Origin of the sequence: Delftia sp. Lp-1 (assembly GCF_020523835.1) — a bacterium.
GTDB classification, from domain to species: domain Bacteria; phylum Pseudomonadota; class Gammaproteobacteria; order Burkholderiales; family Burkholderiaceae_C; genus Comamonas; species Comamonas acidovorans.
Window position 1 is genome coordinate 2,858,495 of the sequence record NZ_JAJALJ010000001.1, and the last position, 18,803, is coordinate 2,877,297.

21 protein-coding genes and 2 pseudogenes are annotated in these 18,803 nt (G+C 57.7%); 14 read left to right on the plus strand and 9 right to left on the minus strand.

The genetic code is table 11. From position 1 onward, the window contains the following. Positions 1-43 precede the first annotated feature (43 nt). Positions 44-1,219, plus strand: a complete 1,176-nt coding sequence (locus LGR64_RS12835; RefSeq protein WP_230355647.1) for a GGDEF domain-containing protein — start codon at positions 44-46, stop codon at positions 1,217-1,219. 109 nt (positions 1,220-1,328) lie between these two features. Here LGR64_RS12835 and LGR64_RS12840 read toward each other — a convergent pair whose 3' ends face one another. Continuing rightward, the gene (locus LGR64_RS12840; RefSeq protein WP_012205309.1) at positions 1,329-1,508 is read right to left on the minus strand and encodes a CsbD family protein; all 180 of its coding nucleotides are present in this window, start codon (positions 1,506-1,508) and stop codon (positions 1,329-1,331) included. Between the two features lie 131 nt (positions 1,509-1,639). Continuing rightward, complete coding sequence (locus tag LGR64_RS12845) at positions 1,640-2,041, minus strand: Arc family DNA-binding protein (protein WP_013802676.1); 402 nt, start codon at positions 2,039-2,041, stop codon at positions 1,640-1,642. 181 nt (positions 2,042-2,222) lie between these two features. Here LGR64_RS12845 and LGR64_RS12850 point away from each other — a divergent pair, with 181 nt between their 5' ends. After that, positions 2,223-2,615, plus strand: a complete 393-nt coding sequence (locus tag LGR64_RS12850) for a hypothetical protein (protein WP_034392958.1) — start codon at positions 2,223-2,225, stop codon at positions 2,613-2,615. 24 nt (positions 2,616-2,639) lie between these two features. On the opposite strand, the gene LGR64_RS12855 is transcribed toward LGR64_RS12850, so the two are convergent. Next, positions 2,640-3,941, minus strand: coding sequence for a UDP-N-acetylglucosamine 1-carboxyvinyltransferase (locus tag LGR64_RS12855; RefSeq protein WP_043820918.1), 1,302 nt, complete (start codon positions 3,939-3,941; stop codon positions 2,640-2,642). Positions 3,942-4,082: 141 nt separating this feature from the next. Next, positions 4,083-4,559, minus strand: a complete 477-nt coding sequence (locus LGR64_RS12860) for a GNAT family N-acetyltransferase (protein WP_012205305.1) — start codon at positions 4,557-4,559, stop codon at positions 4,083-4,085. 271 nt (positions 4,560-4,830) lie between these two features. Between LGR64_RS12860 and LGR64_RS12865 the strand changes: the two genes are divergently transcribed. The 3 genes from LGR64_RS12865 (at position 4,831) to LGR64_RS28625 (ending at position 7,829) form a co-directional block, all read left to right on the plus strand. Then, complete coding sequence (locus LGR64_RS12865) at positions 4,831-5,034, plus strand: hypothetical protein (protein WP_088164929.1); 204 nt, start codon at positions 4,831-4,833, stop codon at positions 5,032-5,034. Between the two features lie 194 nt (positions 5,035-5,228). Next, positions 5,229-6,359 (plus strand): linear amide C-N hydrolase, encoded by a 1,131-nt coding sequence (locus tag LGR64_RS12870; protein ID WP_230355649.1) that lies wholly within the window; start codon positions 5,229-5,231, stop codon positions 6,357-6,359. Between the two features lie 675 nt (positions 6,360-7,034). Beyond that, positions 7,035-7,829, plus strand: coding sequence for an IPTL-CTERM sorting domain-containing protein (locus LGR64_RS28625; protein WP_328511970.1), 795 nt, complete (start codon positions 7,035-7,037; stop codon positions 7,827-7,829). A 74-nt stretch (positions 7,830-7,903) separates the two neighbouring features. On the opposite strand, the gene LGR64_RS12890 is transcribed toward LGR64_RS28625, so the two are convergent. Beyond that, the gene (locus LGR64_RS12890; RefSeq protein WP_230355651.1) at positions 7,904-8,845 is read right to left on the minus strand and encodes a hypothetical protein; all 942 of its coding nucleotides are present in this window, start codon (positions 8,843-8,845) and stop codon (positions 7,904-7,906) included. An 881-nt stretch (positions 8,846-9,726) separates the two neighbouring features. Between LGR64_RS12890 and LGR64_RS28670 the strand changes: the two are divergent. Together LGR64_RS28670 and LGR64_RS28630 are read left to right on the plus strand one after the other, a co-directional pair. Continuing rightward, positions 9,727-10,140 (plus strand): annotated as a pseudogene (locus LGR64_RS28670) (hypothetical protein); the annotation flags it as partial. Positions 10,141-10,200: 60 nt separating this feature from the next. Next, entirely contained in the window at positions 10,201-11,667 is a 1,467-nt protein-coding gene (locus tag LGR64_RS28630; RefSeq protein WP_230355653.1) for an IPTL-CTERM sorting domain-containing protein, read from the plus strand. Positions 11,668-11,725: 58 nt separating this feature from the next. Here the strand turns inward: LGR64_RS28630 and LGR64_RS12900 are convergent, their stop codons facing one another. Further along, positions 11,726-12,004, minus strand: a complete 279-nt coding sequence (locus tag LGR64_RS12900; RefSeq protein WP_034392940.1) for a hypothetical protein — start codon at positions 12,002-12,004, stop codon at positions 11,726-11,728. A gap of 311 nt (positions 12,005-12,315) precedes the next feature. Between LGR64_RS12900 and LGR64_RS12905 the strand changes: the two genes are divergently transcribed. Genes LGR64_RS12905 through LGR64_RS12915 form a run of 3 tightly spaced genes read left to right on the plus strand, consistent with a single transcriptional unit; the run spans position 12,316 to position 13,260 of the window. After that, positions 12,316-12,735, plus strand: coding sequence for a hypothetical protein (locus tag LGR64_RS12905; RefSeq protein ID WP_034398464.1), 420 nt, complete (start codon positions 12,316-12,318; stop codon positions 12,733-12,735). A gap of 46 nt (positions 12,736-12,781) precedes the next feature. Then, positions 12,782-13,099 (plus strand): phospholipase D-like domain-containing protein, encoded by a 318-nt coding sequence (locus LGR64_RS12910; protein ID WP_230355655.1) that lies wholly within the window; start codon positions 12,782-12,784, stop codon positions 13,097-13,099. Then, positions 13,063-13,260 (plus strand): tyrosine-type recombinase/integrase, encoded by a 198-nt coding sequence (locus tag LGR64_RS12915; RefSeq protein ID WP_311770761.1) that lies wholly within the window; start codon positions 13,063-13,065, stop codon positions 13,258-13,260. Before LGR64_RS12910 ends, LGR64_RS12915 begins: the two co-directional genes overlap by 37 nt. A 345-nt stretch (positions 13,261-13,605) precedes the next feature. Here LGR64_RS12915 and LGR64_RS12920 read toward each other — a convergent pair whose 3' ends face one another. Beyond that, entirely contained in the window at positions 13,606-13,884 is a 279-nt protein-coding gene (locus LGR64_RS12920; RefSeq protein ID WP_141836063.1) for a hypothetical protein, read from the minus strand. A gap of 188 nt (positions 13,885-14,072) precedes the next feature. On the opposite strand from LGR64_RS12920, the gene LGR64_RS12925 reads away from it, so the two are divergent. Further along, positions 14,073-14,225: a hypothetical protein gene (locus LGR64_RS12925; protein WP_155737659.1), complete on the plus strand. Its 153-nt coding sequence runs from the start codon at positions 14,073-14,075 to the stop codon at positions 14,223-14,225. A 380-nt stretch (positions 14,226-14,605) separates the two neighbouring features. Here LGR64_RS12925 and LGR64_RS12930 read toward each other — a convergent pair whose 3' ends face one another. Then, complete coding sequence (locus LGR64_RS12930) at positions 14,606-14,902, minus strand: hypothetical protein (RefSeq protein ID WP_225614168.1); 297 nt, start codon at positions 14,900-14,902, stop codon at positions 14,606-14,608. Positions 14,903-14,979: 77 nt separating this feature from the next. Between LGR64_RS12930 and LGR64_RS12935 the strand changes: the two genes are divergently transcribed. After that, complete coding sequence (locus LGR64_RS12935) at positions 14,980-15,261, plus strand: hypothetical protein (protein WP_230355657.1); 282 nt, start codon at positions 14,980-14,982, stop codon at positions 15,259-15,261. 88 nt (positions 15,262-15,349) lie between these two features. Here LGR64_RS12935 and LGR64_RS12940 read toward each other — a convergent pair whose 3' ends face one another. Then, positions 15,350-16,000 (minus strand): BON domain-containing protein, encoded by a 651-nt coding sequence (locus LGR64_RS12940; RefSeq protein WP_141836057.1) that lies wholly within the window; start codon positions 15,998-16,000, stop codon positions 15,350-15,352. 233 nt (positions 16,001-16,233) lie between these two features. Between LGR64_RS12940 and LGR64_RS12945 the strand changes: the two genes are divergently transcribed. Continuing rightward, the gene (locus LGR64_RS12945) at positions 16,234-16,920 is read left to right on the plus strand and encodes a PRC-barrel domain-containing protein (protein WP_141836054.1); all 687 of its coding nucleotides are present in this window, start codon (positions 16,234-16,236) and stop codon (positions 16,918-16,920) included. A gap of 119 nt (positions 16,921-17,039) precedes the next feature. After that, positions 17,040-17,158: pseudogene (locus LGR64_RS12950) on the plus strand (VIT1/CCC1 transporter family protein); the annotation flags it as partial. Positions 17,159-18,803 lie beyond the last annotated feature (1,645 nt).

Genomic DNA, 18,803 nt, shown 5'->3' on the forward strand with positions numbered 1-18,803 from the left:
GCTGTCGCCACCCGCACCTGCAAGTGCATAACACGCTGTGGATGTGTCACTCGATACCGATCGCCTCTATGTATTGATTGCGCCGCTGAGCATTCTGCTGCTCAGTTGCACGCTGGCCGTGTGCTGGCTGGTGCAGCGGCGCCAGCGCTACCTGCTGTGGATTGCGGGCGGATACGCCCTGGTTTCTCTGGCGCTGGCCTGGCAAAGCCTTGCACCCCGGGAAGAACTGCACCACTGGGCCGTGTTCACGGGCGCCATGTATCTGTTCGGCACCTGGTGCTTCGCGCGCTGCATGGCGGGGCGCTATGGCGTCTCGGCCCATCCCTTGCTGGGGCTGCTCATAGGCACCGTCGTCCTGGCTGCGCTGTACTACTACAGCCGGGTCCAGGTCGATCTGTGGGTGCGCGTGCACTGGCTCAACACCGGCCTGGGTCTGCTGCAGATGCTGCCGGCGCCCGCCATGCTGCGGCGCCGGCCGCCGCAGGACTGGCTGGAGAGAATGCTCTACTGGTCGTACGTGGTGTTTGCCGGCTACACCGCTGCCCGGCCGCTGCTGGTGCTGGCCCTTGGCAGCACCGATCTCAACGAGATTGCACGCTCCACCTACTGGCTGGTAACCCTGGTCAGCACGCTGTCGTTTGCGCTGCTGTTCACCCTCATGCTGCTGGCATGCACGGTGCGCGATGTCTTCACCGCGCTGCGCGAGGAGCGCAACCACGACTCGCTGACCAACCTGCTCAACCGCCGCGCCTTTCAGGAGGCTGCCGAGCTGCGCCTGGCCGATCCGCACATGGCCCCGATCTCCGTGCTGATAGGCGACATAGACCACTTCAAGCGCATCAATGACAGCTGGGGACATGACTGCGGAGACCGTGTATTGCAGGCCGTGGCCCAGACCCTGCAGCAACACGTGCGCAACGACGATCTGGTGTCACGCTTTGGCGGCGAGGAATTCGTGCTGCTGCTGATGCGCACCACGCCCCAGGAGGCCGAGCGCGTGGCCCAGCGCATACGCGCCCAGCTCAGCGCGGACGGCTATGTGCTGGCGGCCGGCCAGCGGGTGACCATCAGCTTCGGCATCGCACCCGTGGCCGCCAACACCGCCTTGACCGATGCGCTGACGCGCGCCGACGGCCTGCTGTATGCCGCCAAGCAGGCGGGCCGCGACCGCGTGCATGTGGCCACGGACCCTGGCCGCAGGGTGCCGCAGGCCGTCTGAAACAGGAAGCGCGGAGCGCCTTCTTCGCACGCCCATTCATCAAAATCCGTGGAAAAGAAAAAGCCCGCCAGGGTGTGGCGGGCTTGTTCGCAAAGGCAGGGTGAATGCCTTATTTTTTCGCGTCCTTCAAGACTTCCTTCACATCACCCAGCTTCTTCTGGGCCGTGCCTTCGACCTGCTTGGCAATGCCCTTGGCCTGTTGCTCGGGGCTGTCGATCAACTCGCCAGCCTTTTGCTGCACCTTGCCTGCGGCATCCTTGAGCGTGCCCTTGATCTGATCCGTGTTCATAGTTGCGTCCTTTGCTGCAAGAGCCTTCAAAAAGGGATAGGTTGTTTAACACCCAACGCAACGATACGCGTGGCAAACCGGGGCGCGCGCCAGCGCGCTGCAACGATACGCGTGGTCTGAGACCTACAGCCTCAGGTCTTCTTGCTGGTGCGACGGGCCTGCACGCCATCCCCCGTGGCCTTGGGCAAAGACGCGGCCTCACCCGCTTCGGAGCGCAGGCGCTTGAGGGCTTCGGTCACCACGGCCTCCTTGTGCGCCTCGAACAGGCCTGCAGCGGCGTCCTTGTGTTCTTGCAGCAAGCGGCACAGGCGCGCGATTTCCTTTTTCAACTCCGCCACATCCAGGTCCGGGCCAGCCTGGGCCGTGTCGCCGGCTTCATCCAATTCGAAGCTGCGCCGTATGCGGGCAACGATTTCGGCATTCATGGAACGGTGGCCTGCCTTTGCCACTTCCGAGATGCGATCGCGCATTCCATCCGGGAAACGGACGATGAAGCGCTCCTGGGTTTCGCTGGGAAAGGGTTTTCGTTGCATTGGGCGATGGTACCTGCCAGATGCAAATTCAGATTCATGCCTAGTTGACATGATTCCAAGTTGGCATAACATTTGAATCGGCCCGACCGAGGACCGGCCAAACCAGCCCCCATGCCATGCACACGCCGATGCCCGTGCGTAAGAGCACTGAACCCCAGACCTATTGCGCAAGAACAGAACCATGCCGGACACAGACATGCCCGCCTCCGCGCGCCTTGCGCAGGCCCTCGCCAGAGCGCCCGATCCGGAGAGCCTGGCGACCGATGCGCTATGCCACATCAGCGCGGCGCTGAGCGTGCTGGAAATGCATGTGGAAAGATCCAACCGCGCCATGGTGGTCGGTGTCCATGACCTGCTGCGCAGCTACCACCTCAAGGCAGACCGTGCCGCTGCAGAGCAGCCGGTCGAGGCGCTGGCCAGCAGCGTGCTGCCGCAGATGTCGGCCGACCTTCAAGGCCTGCTGGAAATCATTGACCGCGTGAACGACGACGAGATGGACGACCCCATCCTCTATGCCGTGAGCTACCTGCTCAGGGCGGCCAAGAGATTCTCGGATGCGGCGCCGCAGGCATAGCGGCCTGCGCATCGCCGCCTGACCTCACTCCTCGTTGGTCCACTCCACCCGCGCGCCCAGGCTGCGCAGGTTCTCGACAAAGTGCGGATGCGCACGGCGAATCGGCGTGGCGTTGCGGATCTCCGATCGACCCTCGATGCTGCTGGCGACCATGAACAGCGCAATCGCCACGCGGATGATGTAGGGGCTCTCCACCACGGCCGGCGTCAGCGGATTGCCGCCAAAGGTGACCACGCGGTGCGGGTCCGAAGAAAACACATGGGCACCGAACTTGGACAGCTCGCCCGTCCAGCCCAGCGCGCCGTCGTAGATCTTGTTCCAGAACAGCGCATTGCCCTGCGCATGCACACCCAGCGCAATGAAGATGGGCAGCAGATCCACCGGAAAGTACGGCCAGGGAGCGGCTTCCACCTTGGTAAGCACATTGCTGGTGAAAGGCGTCTGCACCTTCAGCGGCCCCGAGCGCAGCGCGCGCGACCAGCCGTTCTTGTGCTCCACCTGCACGCCAAACTTGGCGAAGGTGCGGTCGATCAGCGGAAAGTTGTCTGGCGTGCTGTTGCGCACCTCCACATCGCCGCCCGTGATCGCGCCCAGCGCGAGAAAGGTGGTGATCTCGTGGAAGTCTTCCTCGAAGGTGAAATCGCCGCCGCCCAGCGGCGCACCGCCGCGCACCGTCAGCCGCGAGGTGCCGATGCCGTCAATATCGGCACCCATCATCACCATGAAGCGGCAGAACTCCTGCACATGCGGCTCGCAGGCCGCATTGGTCAGCATGGACTCGCCCTGCGCAGCCACGGCGCACAGCACGAAGTTCTCCGTGGCCGTGACTGAGGCGTAGTCCAGCCAGTGGCGCACGGCCTTGAGCGGTGCGGCACTGTGGATCAGCAGGGAGCCGCTGGCGCGTTCCACCTCTCCGCCAAAGGAGCGAAAGATGTCCACGTGCGGATCAATCTCGCGCACGCCCAGCGTGCAGCCCTTGACGTTGTCCTCCAGCCGCGCCACGCCAAAGCGCGCCAGCAGCGGCGGCACCAGCATGATGGAAGAGCGCATTTCCTCGGGCAGGCGGTGCGAGGACGCGTCAAAGCGCGTGTCGCGGTGGTGCAGCTGCAGCGTGCGCGTGGTCTCGTCCAGCTGCACCTCGCTGCCCAGCGTGCGGAAGATGTCGAGGATCTTGCGCACATCCGTGATGTCCGGCACGCCATGCAGCCGCAGCGGCTGATCGGTCAGCAGCGTGGCGCACAGAATCGGCAGCACGGCATTCTTGTTGGCGGAGGGAACGACGCGGCCGCGCAAAGGCGTGCCGCCGTGGACGATGAGATTGGACATGGGGTGCAGCGCTAGCAGCGATAGGACAACGCGTGATTCTAGGGTTGCCGGGCTGCCCGCAGGCCTTGCAGCGGCAGCACACGCCCGCTGTTTCAACAGGTTTCGTATCCAGGCCGCCTACCCGACAACAAAGCGTCAGCCTCAGCCCTGCACTTCGTGCCCGTAGACGATGAAGCCCCGGTGCTCGGCCACCTGGTCATACAGCGCGCGACCCGCTTCGTTGGAGGACTGCGTCTGCCAGTACACGCGGCGCGCTCCCGCCTGCGCAGCCTGCGCATAGACCGCACGGATGAGCGACTTGCCAATGCCCTGCTTGCGCCGCCGCGCATCGGCAAACAGATCCTGCAGATAGCACACCGGCTCCAGCCGCGTGGTGCTGCGATGAAACAGGTAGTGCGCCAGGCCGACCAGCTCACCCTCGCTCTCCGCCACGAGCGCAAACACCGGCTCCAGCGGATTGAGGAAGCGCTCCCAGGTGGCCTGTGTGATGCCTTCGGGCAGCGCCGTCTCGCCAGCGCGCCCATAAAAGGCGTTGTAGCCCTGCCAGAGAGGAAGCCATTGGTGGTGATCCGCCTGTGTGACGGGCCGGATCTGAAGCGGAGGAACAAGGGACGACATGGAACTCCTGGCAAACAAATGAAATGGGGACCAGGAATTCTAGGCACGGCAAGCCGCCGCAGAGAGGCTTGCAGGCCACTCCTCGCACCCCTGCGAGGCCTGAGGACGCAGCGCACAGCGCGTCCGCAAAACACATACACGGCGTACAGGCGCGGCCTACATGCGACCTCAGCCTTGGCCCGCACAGAAACACCGCGCAACCAATTGAAATAGAGCCCATAGGAGAGCACGTACCGAGAAACCTCTCCAAATCATGTGACGGAGATACAAGATGAGTCGAGTCGTTCCGACAGAAAGCTTCAACCCGGACCCGGATGCCCGCTACCACCGCAGCCTGCTGGAAGCCTTTCCCCTTCGCGGCAGCCAGCCTTTGCTGCTGCGCATGGAGTCGCGCTCGCCCCTGTGGCGCCTGTACGCGCGGGGCTTGCGCGCCTTGCGGGCCGCATTCGCCACCGAACTGCCGAGAACTTTCTGATGCGACACCTCTTCCTCGTCTTTCTGTGGTCTGCCATTTGCGCCATTTCCTTTGCCGTCGCAATGCTGGCCAGCCCCATGCTCAGCCACGCCATCTGACCGTGCTGCCAGCGCGCGTGCCGTTGCCTGCACCACGCCCATAAAACCATCGGCCATCGCCTTGGCCGTCTCCAATGCGGCTTTATCCGACTCTGGATGCAAATGCCTGCCGCCTACACTGCGCCAGTCCATTTGCTTACAAAGGAATTGCCCGTGAAGAAAAGCGCATTGCAGATTCGTCCCGTTGTGGGCGCATTGCTGGTGGGATTTGCCGGGCTTGCAGCCCTTTCCAGCGCCTGGGCCTGTACTCGCCTTGTCTATTTGGGTGCGAATGGCCAGGTCGTGACGGCACGCTCCATGGATTGGAAAAGCGACATCGTCAGCAATCTCTGGGTACTGCCGCGCGGCATGGAGCGCAGCGGCAAGGCCGGCCCCAATTCCCTGCGCTGGACTTCCAGGTACGGCAGCGTTGTCACCTCGGGCTATGACGTTTCTACCACCGATGGAGTCAATGAGGCCGGCCTGAATGCCAACCTGCTATGGCTCGTGGAATCCCAATACCCCGCTTTCGGCGCAGGCAGCAAACCCGGCCTGACCATTGCGGCTTGGGCGCAGTATGTGCTGGACAACTTCGCCACCGTGAAGGAAGCCGTCGCGGCTTTGGAGAAAGAGCCCTTCACCATCGTCTCGGACAACGTGCCCGGAGAGAACCGCCTGACAACGCTGCACCTCTCGATGTCCGACGCCAGCGGCGACAGCGCGATCGTCGAATACATCAACGGCCGGCAGGTGATACACCACGGCCGTGAATACCAGGTCATGACCAACTCGCCGACCTTTGATCAGCAACTGGCCCTGAACGCCTATTGGAAGCAAGTGGGCGGCACCACCATGCTGCCCGGCACCAACCGGGCCGCTGACCGCTTTGCCCGCGCATCGTTCTACGTCAACGCGATCCCCAAAAGCCCGGACCCCAACAAGGCGCTTGCCAGCGTCTTCAGCGTGATCCGCAACGCCTCGGTCCCCTACGGCCTGAATACGCCGGAGGAGCCCAATATCTCCTCCACCCGCTGGCGGACCGTGTTCGACCACCAGCGCAAGCTCTATTTCTTCGAGTCGGCCCTGACACCGAATACCTTCTGGGTGGACCTCAAGGCACTGGACTTCAGCAAGCAAACAGGCAAGGTGCTCAAGCTCGACCTGGGACCGGATCAGGACCACACATTCTCGGGCGATGCCACGCGGAATTTTCAGGAATCGGCACCGTTTGAGTTTCTTGGATTGTGAGAATCAACCTCAGGCACAGGACATGGGCTCGCGCACTGCTGTCTCAATGTTGATTTCGCGTTGTGCTTTGCATGAGAAAAGGCCTCGCATTAATTCGAGCCTTTTTCCATTGAAAACCAGAAATAGCAGAGCGAATTTCCGCTGATTAATACCATGACGGCTTACTGAAATAAAGCTGGAAAAATAAATCCAAACAAATAAAACTCAATAATCTCAAGCTCAATACATTTTAATTTTCTATTGATTTATTTATATCAATATCAAAACAACATCAACGTGACCCTATAAGCCGAAATCAAGTAATTCATCAATAGACAATATTCAGACCATCACATAGCATCGCGCTCGCAAAATATATTCACCAAGGGATGAGGAAAAATGCGAGCAACAACACCGAGTCAACAAAGATGGATCACGCCTTGGCCTGAACTGCGCAAGGGCATATTGAATGCGCGTCTTCTGGCAGCTTGCGCTGCGTGCCTGGCCCCTGCGGTCTGGGCAGCGCCCTGCGTCAGTGGAACGGTGTACACCGCCGCTGGCGGACCCCAGGTTTGCACCGTACCTGCAGGCATCACGACCATGACCGTCACCCTCATCGGCGGTGGCGGCGGGGGCGTTCTCAGCTCATCCATGGTGACAGGAGGAAACGCCGCCGTTGGCACAGGCAGCTTGGCGGTGACTCCTGCCAACAACCTCCTGATCAGCGTCGGTGGCGGAGGCGCCACAGGAGGGCCTGTCGGCGCAGGGGGCGGTGGAAGCAGCAGCATCATCGACACATCCGCCCTCACCGTTCTGGCCGTGGCGGGCGGCGGAGGCGGCGCCGGCCGCAACGACACCGCTGGAGTTTCCGGTGGCAATGCGGGAGTGGGCGTCGGAGGTGGCAACGGCAGCAACGGAACGATGGGCAACGCGGCACACCCCGGTGGCGCAGGCGGCACGGTGGCAGGCACGGGCGGGGCCGGTGGCATTGGCACCGATGGCACGGGAGGCGCTGGCGGCAGCACCAGCAGCAGGGACGGCAGCACGGCCACAGGCAAAGACGGAGGCGGCAGCGGCAGCGGGGTGGGCCCTGCAGGACCAGGAGCCAGTGGCGCCAGCGCCGGCAGCATGGGCCCCGGTTTGGGCGGTGGCGGCGCAGGCGGCGGAGGAGCCGGCGGCTACAACGCCGGTGGTGGTGGTGGCGGCTACGGCGGCGGCGGTGGTGGCGGCGGCGGGAACACTGACGACATAGGCGGCGCTGGCGGTGGTGGCAGCAGCTACGGCACCGGAATCACATTCGTAGCAGCCACCAGCGGAGCGGGTATGGGTGGCGTCGGAGATTCGAATGGTGCGGACGGGTCCGTTCTGATCACCTTCGCGCCCCCAATCGCGTCAGCCCAGGCCATCCCCACGCTTGGCGAATGGAGCTTGTTGCTGCTGTCGGGACTGCTGGCCTTGGTCGGCGTAGCCAGGACGCGGCGCCAGCACTGAGCACAGGAGCGGGACGGATTTTTGAGGACCCGCCCAGAAAGGAATGATCACAGCGCGCGTGCGCTGTGATTCCTTCAATGCCTTTCAGCCTGGTAGTAGTTTTTTCCGCCGCCCAAGCACGGCATGGGCGTCAGCATTACGGCTGCACTGCTATGGCAAAAGCCCAGTACCGTTCTGGCCGGTTGGACGAGTTGGCCGGCTGCATCCACCCCGCTCCAATGGATCCGTCCCGTCAGGACGCCGTATTCGTCCACGTGCAGCCTCTCAATCCTGTACATGTTCAAGCCGGATCGAGACGGAGCGCCTTTGCAGCTCAAAAGCCCCTCAGAGTAGATGCCACCTCCCGAATACCTCAGAGGTCCCTCGTAAAAGCAAGTCCCTCCGGCTGCAAACTCCTCCTCCATGCGGAACACATCTCCCTTAGCGTAGATATGAAGCTGCCCACCCCTCGAACCACTCATCACCAGTTCCTCACCCGATGAGTAGCTGAAGCTCTTGCCATGCATGCGGGCCAAATTGTCCTCAAAGCCGAACCGCTTCATTGGCTGTGGCGCCTCCCCGGGCAAAGTGACCGTAGCAGAAGTCTCTGTATCAAAAACAATGCGGACAGGTCCTACGACTCGCACGGGCTCTCCATCCTGTGCGGGCCCTCCCAGAACGCGGCCGCCACGGTATTCCGTCAGTTCACCTTCGAAGGTTTTTTCATCCTTCAGCTGACCCGCAGCCTGCAGGAAAAGTGCAGAGCCATCCGTTCTGTATCCGAAGTAAGTAACGATCACGTTCAGCCCGCCTTGCCTGTCTATCTGAATCCCACGCCCAGGCTTGCCATTCAGCTCACCATCCACTGCCCAAATACCGGAATCAGGCAAGGCCGCCATTGTGTAAGCAGACAGGCAAGAGGCAAAGGCAGAAATCACAACACTGCGGACCCATCGATTCATAACGTCTCCATTGACATGAAAATTAAGCGAAGCCGCCTGACTATAGCCTGCAACCGGTTCATCAAGATAATTCACATCAAACGCTTCAACAAATTTAATTTAGTTAATTTATTTGCTTGCTAAGGAAAATCTGCCCAAAACACGCGTGAACGAGCGGATGCGCTGGCCTCATTGATCTGCTTCTCCACGACCTGCGACACAGCACCGCCAGCGAGAAGGTCAACGCTCACGTGGACCTTCTCGTAATGAGGGCAGGGAGCATAACCGCTCTGATGGGCCCTCTGGTGAAGTGGTGTTAACCACTCTTAGAGGAGCTGCAGAAAAAAATCACCTCCCTAGCCGCAAGCAGTCTAATTCCAATCTGAAAATATGAATCATTTAATCCTGCGACACTTTCAGGAATTGACGAGCTTGGGATAAACCATAAATCACACTCTGACCTAAAAATTTATTAGTTGATTTCCTATAATCAAGCATCTAACCAAGAAATTAAACGCGATTTAAATCCTTGGATATTCCAGGCCATGCAGCACCTAATGATTGGACATCGGCTGCGTGTCCTGCAGCCTTTGCTGCCATGTCCCCATACGCTGCGCGGCAGTCTTCATATACGGCATTGACGGCAGTGGCGTATTCAAGGACGGATGCGGGGGGCGCGCTGGCAAGTCTGCGGGCGGCATCTGCAGATTGCTCGCGCAGGCCGTCAGAGACAGCGCGCGTCCAGCTCGATGCGCTCCCCCTGCGGCGCCTGTTTCTGTTGCTTGCTCATCCGCCCGAAGCTGGCAGGCTTGGGGCGACCGCCACAGCACCAGACCGCCCACTCCAAATAACTACCAAGTTTCAGTGATATACACAAAATACACAAATTTCTACAATTTGCAACGAATTCGGCCATCGAACATTGGTTCGGTATAGAGCGCTGCAGGGAGCGAGCCGTTCGCTAAAAAGGAACCAACATGTCATCCGGGAATTTCCGCACATGGGCACTGGGCAGCGCCGTGGCTCTTGTGGCCTTTGCTGGCTCCGCCAGCGCACAGTTGCTCAACGTATCCACATCACATACCAATGTCTCGTGTTACGGAGGAAACAATGGCACAGCCACGGCCCACAGCATCCAGAACGGTGTTGCGCCCTTCTCCTACTCATGGGCACCCACTGGAGGCACAAACGCTACCGCCTCAGGGCTCATGGCTGGCACTTACACCGTCGAAGTTACTGACTCGAACAACTTACAGGGAACTGCGTCTGTCACAGTTGGACAACCTGTAGCAGCCCTATCAGGCACAAAGTCGCAGATCAATCCCACTGGAGGCAACAATGGTAGCGCAGCAGTTGTCGCGAGCGGGGGGACTCCTGGCTACACCTACGTCTGGATCCCCTCCGGGGGCACAGCGGCAACCGCGACAGGACTAGCTCCCGGTCAATATTGGGTGACCATCACAGACGCCAACGCCTGCCAAACCGCGCTGAGCTACATGCTTGCGGCCGCTGCCCCCTCAGTGCAATCAGTAAGCGTTCCTCCCAACGGAACCTATAGTGCTGGACAAAACCTGCAGTTCAATGTGACCTACAGCGCTCCCGTCGCCGTCACAGCTGGCGGCCCACCGTCAATTCCTTTGACGATTGGTTCAACTGTCCGGCAAGCGAACTTCGTCGGTGGCAGCAACACCTCCACCCTGACTTTCATATACACCGTGCAGCCAGGTGACTTTGATGCAAATGGAGTGACGTTAGGGACAGCCATCAATCTCAATGGGAGCACGATGACGAGCGGAGGCACCAACGTTGTACTGAATTTGGCAAACGTAGCCGCCACGACCGGCGTACTGGTGAATGGACAGCAAACCCAGAGCATCACGTTCACAAACCCCGGCGACCAAACTTTCGGCACAACGCCAACACTGACCGCGACGGCCAGTTCCAGCCTGCCCGTGGCCTTCAGTGCAACCACAACTGCCGTGTGCACGGTCACGTCGGGCGGCATGCTGACTTTTGTGAACACAGGCTCTTGCACCGTCGATGCGAACCAAAGTGGTAACGTAAGCTATCTGCCTGCATCACAGGTGTCTCAAACCTTCATGGTGAATGCAGCGGCACCCGGAGCCCCCACCATTGGCAACGTCACTGCAGCCGACGGGCAGGCTACGGTGACCTTTACTGCACCTGCATCTGACGGCGGCACCCCCATCACAGGCTATACCGTGACCGCGACCCCCGTGGCCGTGCCCGGTGCGCCTGGTGTGATCACTCAGCAAGGAACGACACCCCCCATCGTCGTGGCTGGCCTGAGCAATGGCTTCACCTACAACTTCACGGTCATGGCATCCAACGGGACAACCGGTGCAGCCTCTGCAAGCACACAAGCCACGCCGCGCAAGCTGCAACTGTTGAGCGCGCCCGGCAGTGTGCCTGGCATGACAGGCATACCGTCTGCCACGATGTCCGGCGGCGGCACCACCTGCACGCTGCAACCTGGCGGCGGCTTCGGACCTGTGACCTCCACCCCTCCGAACCTCCAAGCGCCCAGCGGTCAATTCGCTTTCAGCGCCGAAAACTGCACCGGATCTGTGACGATGACTCTCACCTATCCCAGTGCTCTCCCCGAAGGCGTGCAGTTCCGCAAGCCCGATGGAGCCGGCGGATGGTTCGACCCTGCGACCGCGCTGAACGTGATCGTGAACGGTGCGCGCACCAAGGTGGCCTACACCATCACCGACAACGGCCCGGGTGATACCAACCCTGCCGTGGGCGTAATCGCAGACCCACTCGTGCCCGTGCTGGCAGCAGCTCCAGCCGGCGGCGCTGCAGCCATTCCTACGCTCAGCGAGTGGGGTGTCATTCTGATGTCTGCCCTGCTGGCGATGTTCGGCCTGCGTCGCATGCGCCGCCAGCGTTGATGCAGCCCTGACCTAAAAACAAGGCCCGCAACTGCGGGCCTTTTCTTCGTCTGCGTGTCTACAGTCGGCGCGCGGCGATCTGCAGGCGCTCGGCCAGCGTGGGCTTTGCAGCCAAGCGCTCTGCCGTTCCCAGCACGCCATCGCGGCCCGTTACCGCCCGCGCTATCAGTGCCGTGCCCAGCGCACCACTCACGACACGGCCCATACCACTTTCCGTCCGCCGGGCGTGGCGCAGAGCCAATAGGCCAGCACCGAGCACCAGCCAGTGCTCTCCCGTGAATCCCTTGCGAGAGTCATCCCACTTGCGCAGGTCCTGGATCTTTTCTGAAATCGCCATTCATTGCTCCTGTTTCTTCAGAGCTTGCATGGTGCCCCGCCAGCGGGCTGCAGGCTGTCGGTCCCTGAGCAAGATTCCGGTGGCGAGAGTCCTACGGGCGCGTTGTGGGGGGCCAGCCCTGTAGTCCAGCTCAATGCGCTCCCACTGGGGGGCTTGCTTCTGTTCCTTGCTCATCCTGCCGAACGTGGCAGGCTTGGGACGGCACCGTCATCTCTGCGAGGCGGCTCGTCGTAGGCTGTCGCACAATGCGCCCGATCGTCTGGTAGCCTGTATGCGAACGGGGCGATATGCGCCCCCTAGAAAGGACCTGCATGCTTTCCAGAATTTGCACAGCTGCATTTGTCGCCTGCCTCACGGTCGTGCAAGTGCCAGCGATGGCTCAGGCGGATGTTCCCTCTACTGCGGTGAACTTCAAGAAAGGCACGTCGAGCGCCACCGTCCAGGGCAAGCTCCAAGGCAACAAGGTGGAGACGCGCGACTACGTGGTCCGCGCGGGCGCCGGGCAGACGATGACCGTGCAGATGGAGACAAAATCCACCTCGACCTACTTCAACGTGCTCCCACCTGGCAGCGATGAAGCGCTGTTCCGCGGCGAAATGGCAGACGGGCCCACTTGGACCGGCGCCTTGCCCGCCAGCGGTGACTACCGTGTGCGAGTCTTCCTCAATCGTGCGGCCGCCCGGCAGGGCAAGTCGTCCGCGTACACGCTCAAAATTTCAGTCGTGAATTGAAGTGGCGCCGCGCCCGCAGACAGCGCGGGCGCAGCACTATCTGCGTATGAAAAACCTTCCTCGCATTGCACTGGCGGCTCTGCTCGCTCTGCCGATCGCCTCCTTTGCCCAGTCGAGCGTGCAGGTAGGGTTCTCACCCGAAGGTTCCGCCCGCAAGTTGGTGCTGGACACAATCGCCAGCGCCAAGACAAGCGTTCAGGTGCTGGCCTACGCCTTCCAGGCTCCTGACATTGCACAGGCACTTGTGGCTGCTCATCAGCGCGGCGTGGACGTGCGCGCAAAGCGTTCAAGGCTGGCGCGCGAGCGGCCGGCTACAGCCATGCCCGGCTGCATGACCTGCGGCACAGCACAGCCAGCGAGATGATCAACGCCGGCGTGGATCTGTACACCATGGGCGGCGTGCTGGTGCACAAGTCTGCCGTGAGCACGAAGCGGTACAGCCATCTGGCTACGAAGACGCTGAAAAGTGCTGTTGCGTTGGTTGGCAAAAAACCCCGCACAACGGCCAAGAAAAAAGCGGCCTGAACGCCACTCTTGCTACTTCTTCGATAGCAAAGAAAAAAGGCCCCGTATTGCTACGGGGCCTTGTGTTCTTTGGTGGGTCCTGCGAGATTCGCACTCGCGACCAACGGATTAAAAGTCCGATCTATCGAAATAGGCATAAAAGAAAATACCGTTCGTATCAACCACTTGCAACGATAGCCACTCATCTGGTGTTTTCGAAATCATGCCTTTTCACCCTATTTCACCCTATTTCAGCCTATTTCTGGCAGGTTTTGGTCATAGCACACCGCCTGCCTGAACCCTCCACTATCAGCGCATCGCCGGTGTCAGAAATCTCCACTTTGGTCTAACCCAGCACGGCATAGATCATGGCTTGCGGCGGGGGACCAGTTGAATGGGCTCCGTGCCATGCTCACGCCGCGGCGAGATCCAGTAGACCCACAGCCCCCGGACCCACGCGCCAGCATAGATGATCGACACGGCGAAGATGCCCCACTGCTCGGCCTGCCAGCTGGCATAAAACCAGAACGGCTGCCCCAGCATTCCGAACACCGGCGCCCATTTGCGCCAGCTCTCTCCCCGGGCTTGGGAGAGCCAAGCTGCCAGGGACCCCAGCAGGGCAATTGCGATCTGATCGAACGTCATTTCTACATATTATGTAAAACCAGAAACCTATTCAGGTCCAGTTTTACCCTAAAAAATAAAAGCCTTTCGGCACGCTGCTTACACATTAAATAATCATTGGCCTATTTGACTACAGCAGAAAATTAGGAAAAGGAACATCGTTAGACCTCAGGAGCCGATCTTGGCTTTTGATAACCAAGGAGCTCTTCATGGCCGTTTTCCAAAATACCCCTGGCAACAACCAGCAACAAGGCAACAAGCCGCAACCCTCGCAGCAGGAGCAAAGCCGACCTCTGAAAGAGGGATCGCACGCGCCCGAGCAGCAAAAAAAGCGGTCTGAGCAAGAACAGGCTCAGCAATAAATCTGCTGGATAAAAATCCAAAGGGCCAACAGGCCCTTTTTTCTTCAGCGAGCAGGCAAGCCGCATTGAAAGTCACCGCATGAACACCGGAGACAAGGCACGTATATGAAATTCGATGACTGGGCAAAAGCTCTACCAGATGAGATACGCACAACCCTAACCGTTTCGGAAGCATGGAATGCAGGGGCCTTATCTATGCTGGAGACATTAATAAAGCTGGGCCATATCGGCGAAGGATACGCGGAGAAAGCTAGAAACGACGTGAAGGATCTTCTAGGAGGTCTGACCTGCAGGGCCGAGTGGGTAGATGAAGCATGGCTCCAGTGTTCACCCGTATCGCGCTCTGGGCAAACCCTGGGCATGGACCGGACGGCTGAACATTAAACCGGCCGCTGCCGCACCTCTGCGCGCCAAGGAGTCAGCCCCTTGGGTTGCAATGACTTGCCCTCAGCTGCAGCGATATGAAGATAGTTGCTCCCCGTCAACGCCCGAGCCTCCTGTGACAGCCGCTCACGAACATCAACAGATTCAGCACGCAACATGTTAATGACCAGCTTGTTCACTTTGAACTCACGACAACAGGGACACACAAAATGCGTCCACTTGGCATAGTTTTCCAAGTAGGCTGTACTGGTCAGGCTGCACAGAGGACAGGGAGCTTGGATGGAATTTTTCATGTTTTCTACTCCCAAAAAGTGCTGAACATGTGGTTGACGTTGTGAGCTGCTGCCGGTTTTGATGACCTCTTGTTAAGGTGGAAGATGAAACCGGCAGCAGCCCAGACCTCTATTCCTCAATTGGGGACAAAACGAAGCCGCGCTACTTTTACAATAGCGCGGCTTCCGCGTTTTTGTTGGTGAGTCCTTCGAGATTTGAACTTGCGATCAACAGATTAGAAATCCGTTCCGCTGAAATAGATAAAAAAGAAAACACATTCTCAATCATCCACGCCTCTGGTGTTTTCGAAATCATGCCTCTTTCACCCTATTTCTGCATACTTTTGACAGGTTTCGGTCATGGCCCAGATCCTTTGTGATTCATCAGACATCCACTTCAGGTAGGCACGACAACAATGGCTATGAATTGGCGATAACGATTCAAGCCTACGGCCTTCGCCAAAATTGTCAGATGATGGTCATCCTGTCAAATACTTGGCGGACACCCGGGCTTCCCCAGGCAGAATGAACTATGAGATCACGCTCCGTCCAACTACGGACGGTCCCTGTTAACGTCACATCGCCACCCGTGACATCAACAACAATCGTTTTCGTATCAGAAGTCGCACGACGCTTGATGGCATCCTCGATTTCTGACTTTACGACGATGGCTGAAGCCCTGGGTTTGATGGAAATTTGGTTGCTCACACCGCGCACTCCCGGCAAGAGGCGCACTCTGTCGGCAGCATCGCTACGCTGATAGTTCCAAACCACTTCCCCAGACAAGGTAATCCAACCATCTTCTACAAGGACCTGAACGGTGTCGATAGGAACCGAATTCGTCCAGCTAAGCACGTTTCGCGCGGATGCTGCGATATCGGTATCAGTCCTCTTTCCCATTTGCGACAACTTGACAGTCATGTCGATCGCCAAGGCTCTAACACCTACCACACGTTGCACGGCCCTTTCAGCTCCCCATTTTTCCAAATAGCTACTGACCTCTCCAGCCAAAGTGACAACTCCATCCTTGACCTCTACACCAATCTGGGATGCGTGCACAGAAGGCTCCCACTTCAACTCCGCCATTACATCTTGCTGTAATTGTGTGTCAGTTTTCATGGTAATTCCTAGATGCTTCAACAATCAGAATAATATGTCTAACCTAAAATCATGTCTGTGCGCCAGCACACACTTGAAATATTTCCAGAGAAATTTCTGCATCAATGGTTTCATGGTCAAAAAAAAGCCACTGTACGTTCGCGTACAGACAGCGCTACTTGATAAGTATAAAAGCGATAAAACGTACACCAAACATCCAACACCCGATGTGGTACGTTTTGGAGAACCTCATCATGAAAAATCAACATTCACACCATTTTCTTGCCGTTCTGGCATTAGCCGCTGTCCTAGCTTCTGCTGCAACAGCAAGGGCACAAATTGCAGGATCAACTACCACAATGGATGTTAAGACCTCCCAAACCACCAGCGCCGCCGTGGGATGGAGCGCAAAGAAATCATTGATAGGGAAGTTTATATTTAACGACACTGGGGAAAAAGTTGGCAGAGTAGATGATCTTATTATTTCACCTGACAAGAATGTGACTTATGCCATCGTGAGTGCCGGAGGGTTTGTCGGAATAGGACAACATGATGTGGCCATTCCAATCCGTGAAATTAATGAAATATCAGGAAAACTGATTATCATGGGGGCTACAAAACAAAGTGTAAAGGACATGCCAGCATTCACCTATACCAACGAGGCGATGGTTCGCGAGCAGTTCTTAGCAAATGCCGGAAAGGAGATATCCAAAGGGAAGGCAGCGGTATCAGAACTTGAGAAGAAATATGACTTGGCAAGCTCCGATGCCAAAGTAAATATTCAGATGCACATTAATAGAATGCATACCGAGATTAAATCCGCAGATGAGAAGATGAATGAAATGCGTCACTCTGGCGTAAAAAACTGGAGAGATTTTGAGGCGGGCGTAGTTGCGGCGATCGATCGAATAAAAAAATCCATGGCATTATCCGAAGGCTGATAAAGCTTAATGGAAATTTATTCCACACTAGAGAAGCCATGAAAATAATCACTACATCCCACACGACAACACGCTGCCGCATACTGCCTGGCGCTCCTCGCGTTGACGAAAAGATGCCTATGAAGTCATTCCACTATCGAACGCATCCTGAGCGCCATGAACCGCTCAGGTAGGTTGGCTGCGCGCTGCAGTGCTGGGCACCAACGACGGCATCATCTCGACGGCGAGCCTTGTCGTGTTCTGGCAGGTCGCCTCTACGGGAACACGCGCGGCGCCAACGGCCAGAGCAACGCCCACCACGAGAACCTTAAGCGGATCCACATCAGCGAGAGCGAGTTCAAAGCCCGGGTTCAGCGCGGAGAGGATGCTGATGGAGTGTTGGCAGATGTGCCGCTGGCCAGGGCTCAGGGCGCAGCGAAGGCTCTGGACAAGAAGATCTCGGACCTTCGAAAGTTCCGACAAACGCTACAGACCGCAGATGTCCCGGACAAACGCGAACAGGTAAACACCGTGAGAGTTTCCTGATGATTTCCTGATAACCGGAAGCACAGGGAGTGCCTTGCGCCCTCTTCTAATGTCCTTCGACGCCATGAAACGCTACTACATATAGGTAATTATTGTTACGCAAACGGTTTTACCGCGCAAATCAGAGTAGTGTGAAAAGTCAGTCATCTTTGACCAACGATCCAAACCGGAGGTTCACATGAAATTAAGAAAAAAATCTGATTCAATCATCCACATCGAAAGTTTTTCTCTACCTGATGTTGATAGCCATTCCGTATCAAGAGATGATTACTCCCACACTCCTGATCCACCGCACAAAATAATGCGCAGCTGGTGGAATACAGCATCTCTGGTCGCTCTTAAATCTGCCATATTGCGCGAACGACAGATATGCCCGCCCGCTCTAAATGGCTTGCACACTGGAGGCCAATATGTTCTTACTCCCTCGTACCCCTTTTGAAAAATTCTGGGATTCTATAAAAACCGTATTTTCTCCCAAAGCTCACCTAGATCCCATGGAAACCACTGAGCAAGATTACCCCTTGTCTAAAGAAGATATATTAATATACGAAGAAGAGCTTCAAAACAATCTCAACACCCCGTCGTACAGCCAAGCATCTTCTCAGCATGAACACATCAATAGGCACAATGCACATATAGAGGGACGCGAGGATAAATATCACAGACCGATATAATGATAATCGTAGAAAAGCCCGCTGAATGCGGGCTCTTCTTCATCCATCTGAACCACTCTGTTTTTATAATCTCTCCCCTAAACCTCTTCATAGAGGCCTTTTTGGGATCGCACTTCCCCGCAAGGCTGTTACGTACAGCTCGCAAAAGCAGCCGTGATCATCTACCAGGGAACAAGCGTAACCAGAAGAGCAACAAGTACCACAGCGATGCCGATGTAGAGTGTCCTGCGCGTAGAAAACCTGTTACGAGAAGAGGATGTGGGCACTTGGCCAGGGGATTTTTTACCAGGTGTGGTCATTAACACAGCATGAGCTTCTGTACTGGTGAGCGCTGTAAGACAAATGCAATTCAACATCTAGGCCCATTAGCCATTTCACATCTATCACAAGCATTGTGGTTATTGCATGCACCAGAAAAGGGATTTTTTTGGCAACATGTCATTTATACGACAAAACGGCGAGAGTCTGAGTGTTTTAAACGCAGACGAGCCTATGCCGTAAACCTGCTAAGGCTCGCGCGAATGCGATTTTTGGTGGACACATCCCAAGGATCGTCTACCTCTATCACTAGCATGTGATATGGGGACTCACAGCGTGCGGCTAGACTTGCGATCGCAGGCGCTTCATATACAGAAATTCCAAGCATCTCGCCACGGCGTGCCAGCAGCACCATGCTTGCATGCC

Excerpts from the sequence above, each read along its gene's own strand:
- LGR64_RS12845 (WP_013802676.1), bottom strand. The coding sequence starts at position 2,041 with ATGCAACGAAAACCCTTTCCCAGCGAAACCCAGGAGCGCTTCATCGTC.
- LGR64_RS12855 (WP_043820918.1), bottom strand. The coding sequence starts at position 3,941 with ATGTCCAATCTCATCGTCCACGGCGGCACGCCTTTGCGCGGCCGCGTC.
- LGR64_RS12940 (WP_141836057.1), bottom strand. The coding sequence starts at position 16,000 with ATGAAAACTGACACACAATTACAGCAAGATGTAATGGCGGAGTTGAAG.
- LGR64_RS12850 (WP_034392958.1), top strand. The coding sequence starts at position 2,223 with ATGCCGGACACAGACATGCCCGCCTCCGCGCGCCTTGCGCAGGCCCTC.
- LGR64_RS12900 (WP_034392940.1), bottom strand. The coding sequence starts at position 12,004 with ATGGCGATTTCAGAAAAGATCCAGGACCTGCGCAAGTGGGATGACTCT.
- LGR64_RS12865 (WP_088164929.1), top strand. The coding sequence starts at position 4,831 with ATGAGTCGAGTCGTTCCGACAGAAAGCTTCAACCCGGACCCGGATGCC.
- LGR64_RS12945 (WP_141836054.1), top strand. The coding sequence starts at position 16,234 with ATGAAAAATCAACATTCACACCATTTTCTTGCCGTTCTGGCATTAGCC.
- LGR64_RS12925 (WP_155737659.1), top strand. The coding sequence starts at position 14,073 with ATGGCCGTTTTCCAAAATACCCCTGGCAACAACCAGCAACAAGGCAAC.
- LGR64_RS12840 (WP_012205309.1), bottom strand. The coding sequence starts at position 1,508 with ATGAACACGGATCAGATCAAGGGCACGCTCAAGGATGCCGCAGGCAAG.
- LGR64_RS12860 (WP_012205305.1), bottom strand. The coding sequence starts at position 4,559 with ATGTCGTCCCTTGTTCCTCCGCTTCAGATCCGGCCCGTCACACAGGCG.
- LGR64_RS12930 (WP_225614168.1), bottom strand. The coding sequence starts at position 14,902 with ATGAAAAATTCCATCCAAGCTCCCTGTCCTCTGTGCAGCCTGACCAGT.
- LGR64_RS12905 (WP_034398464.1), top strand. The coding sequence starts at position 12,316 with ATGCTTTCCAGAATTTGCACAGCTGCATTTGTCGCCTGCCTCACGGTC.
- LGR64_RS12870 (WP_230355649.1), top strand. The coding sequence starts at position 5,229 with ATGCAAATGCCTGCCGCCTACACTGCGCCAGTCCATTTGCTTACAAAG.
- LGR64_RS12910 (WP_230355655.1), top strand. The coding sequence starts at position 12,782 with ATGAAAAACCTTCCTCGCATTGCACTGGCGGCTCTGCTCGCTCTGCCG.
- LGR64_RS12920 (WP_141836063.1), bottom strand. The coding sequence starts at position 13,884 with ATGACGTTCGATCAGATCGCAATTGCCCTGCTGGGGTCCCTGGCAGCT.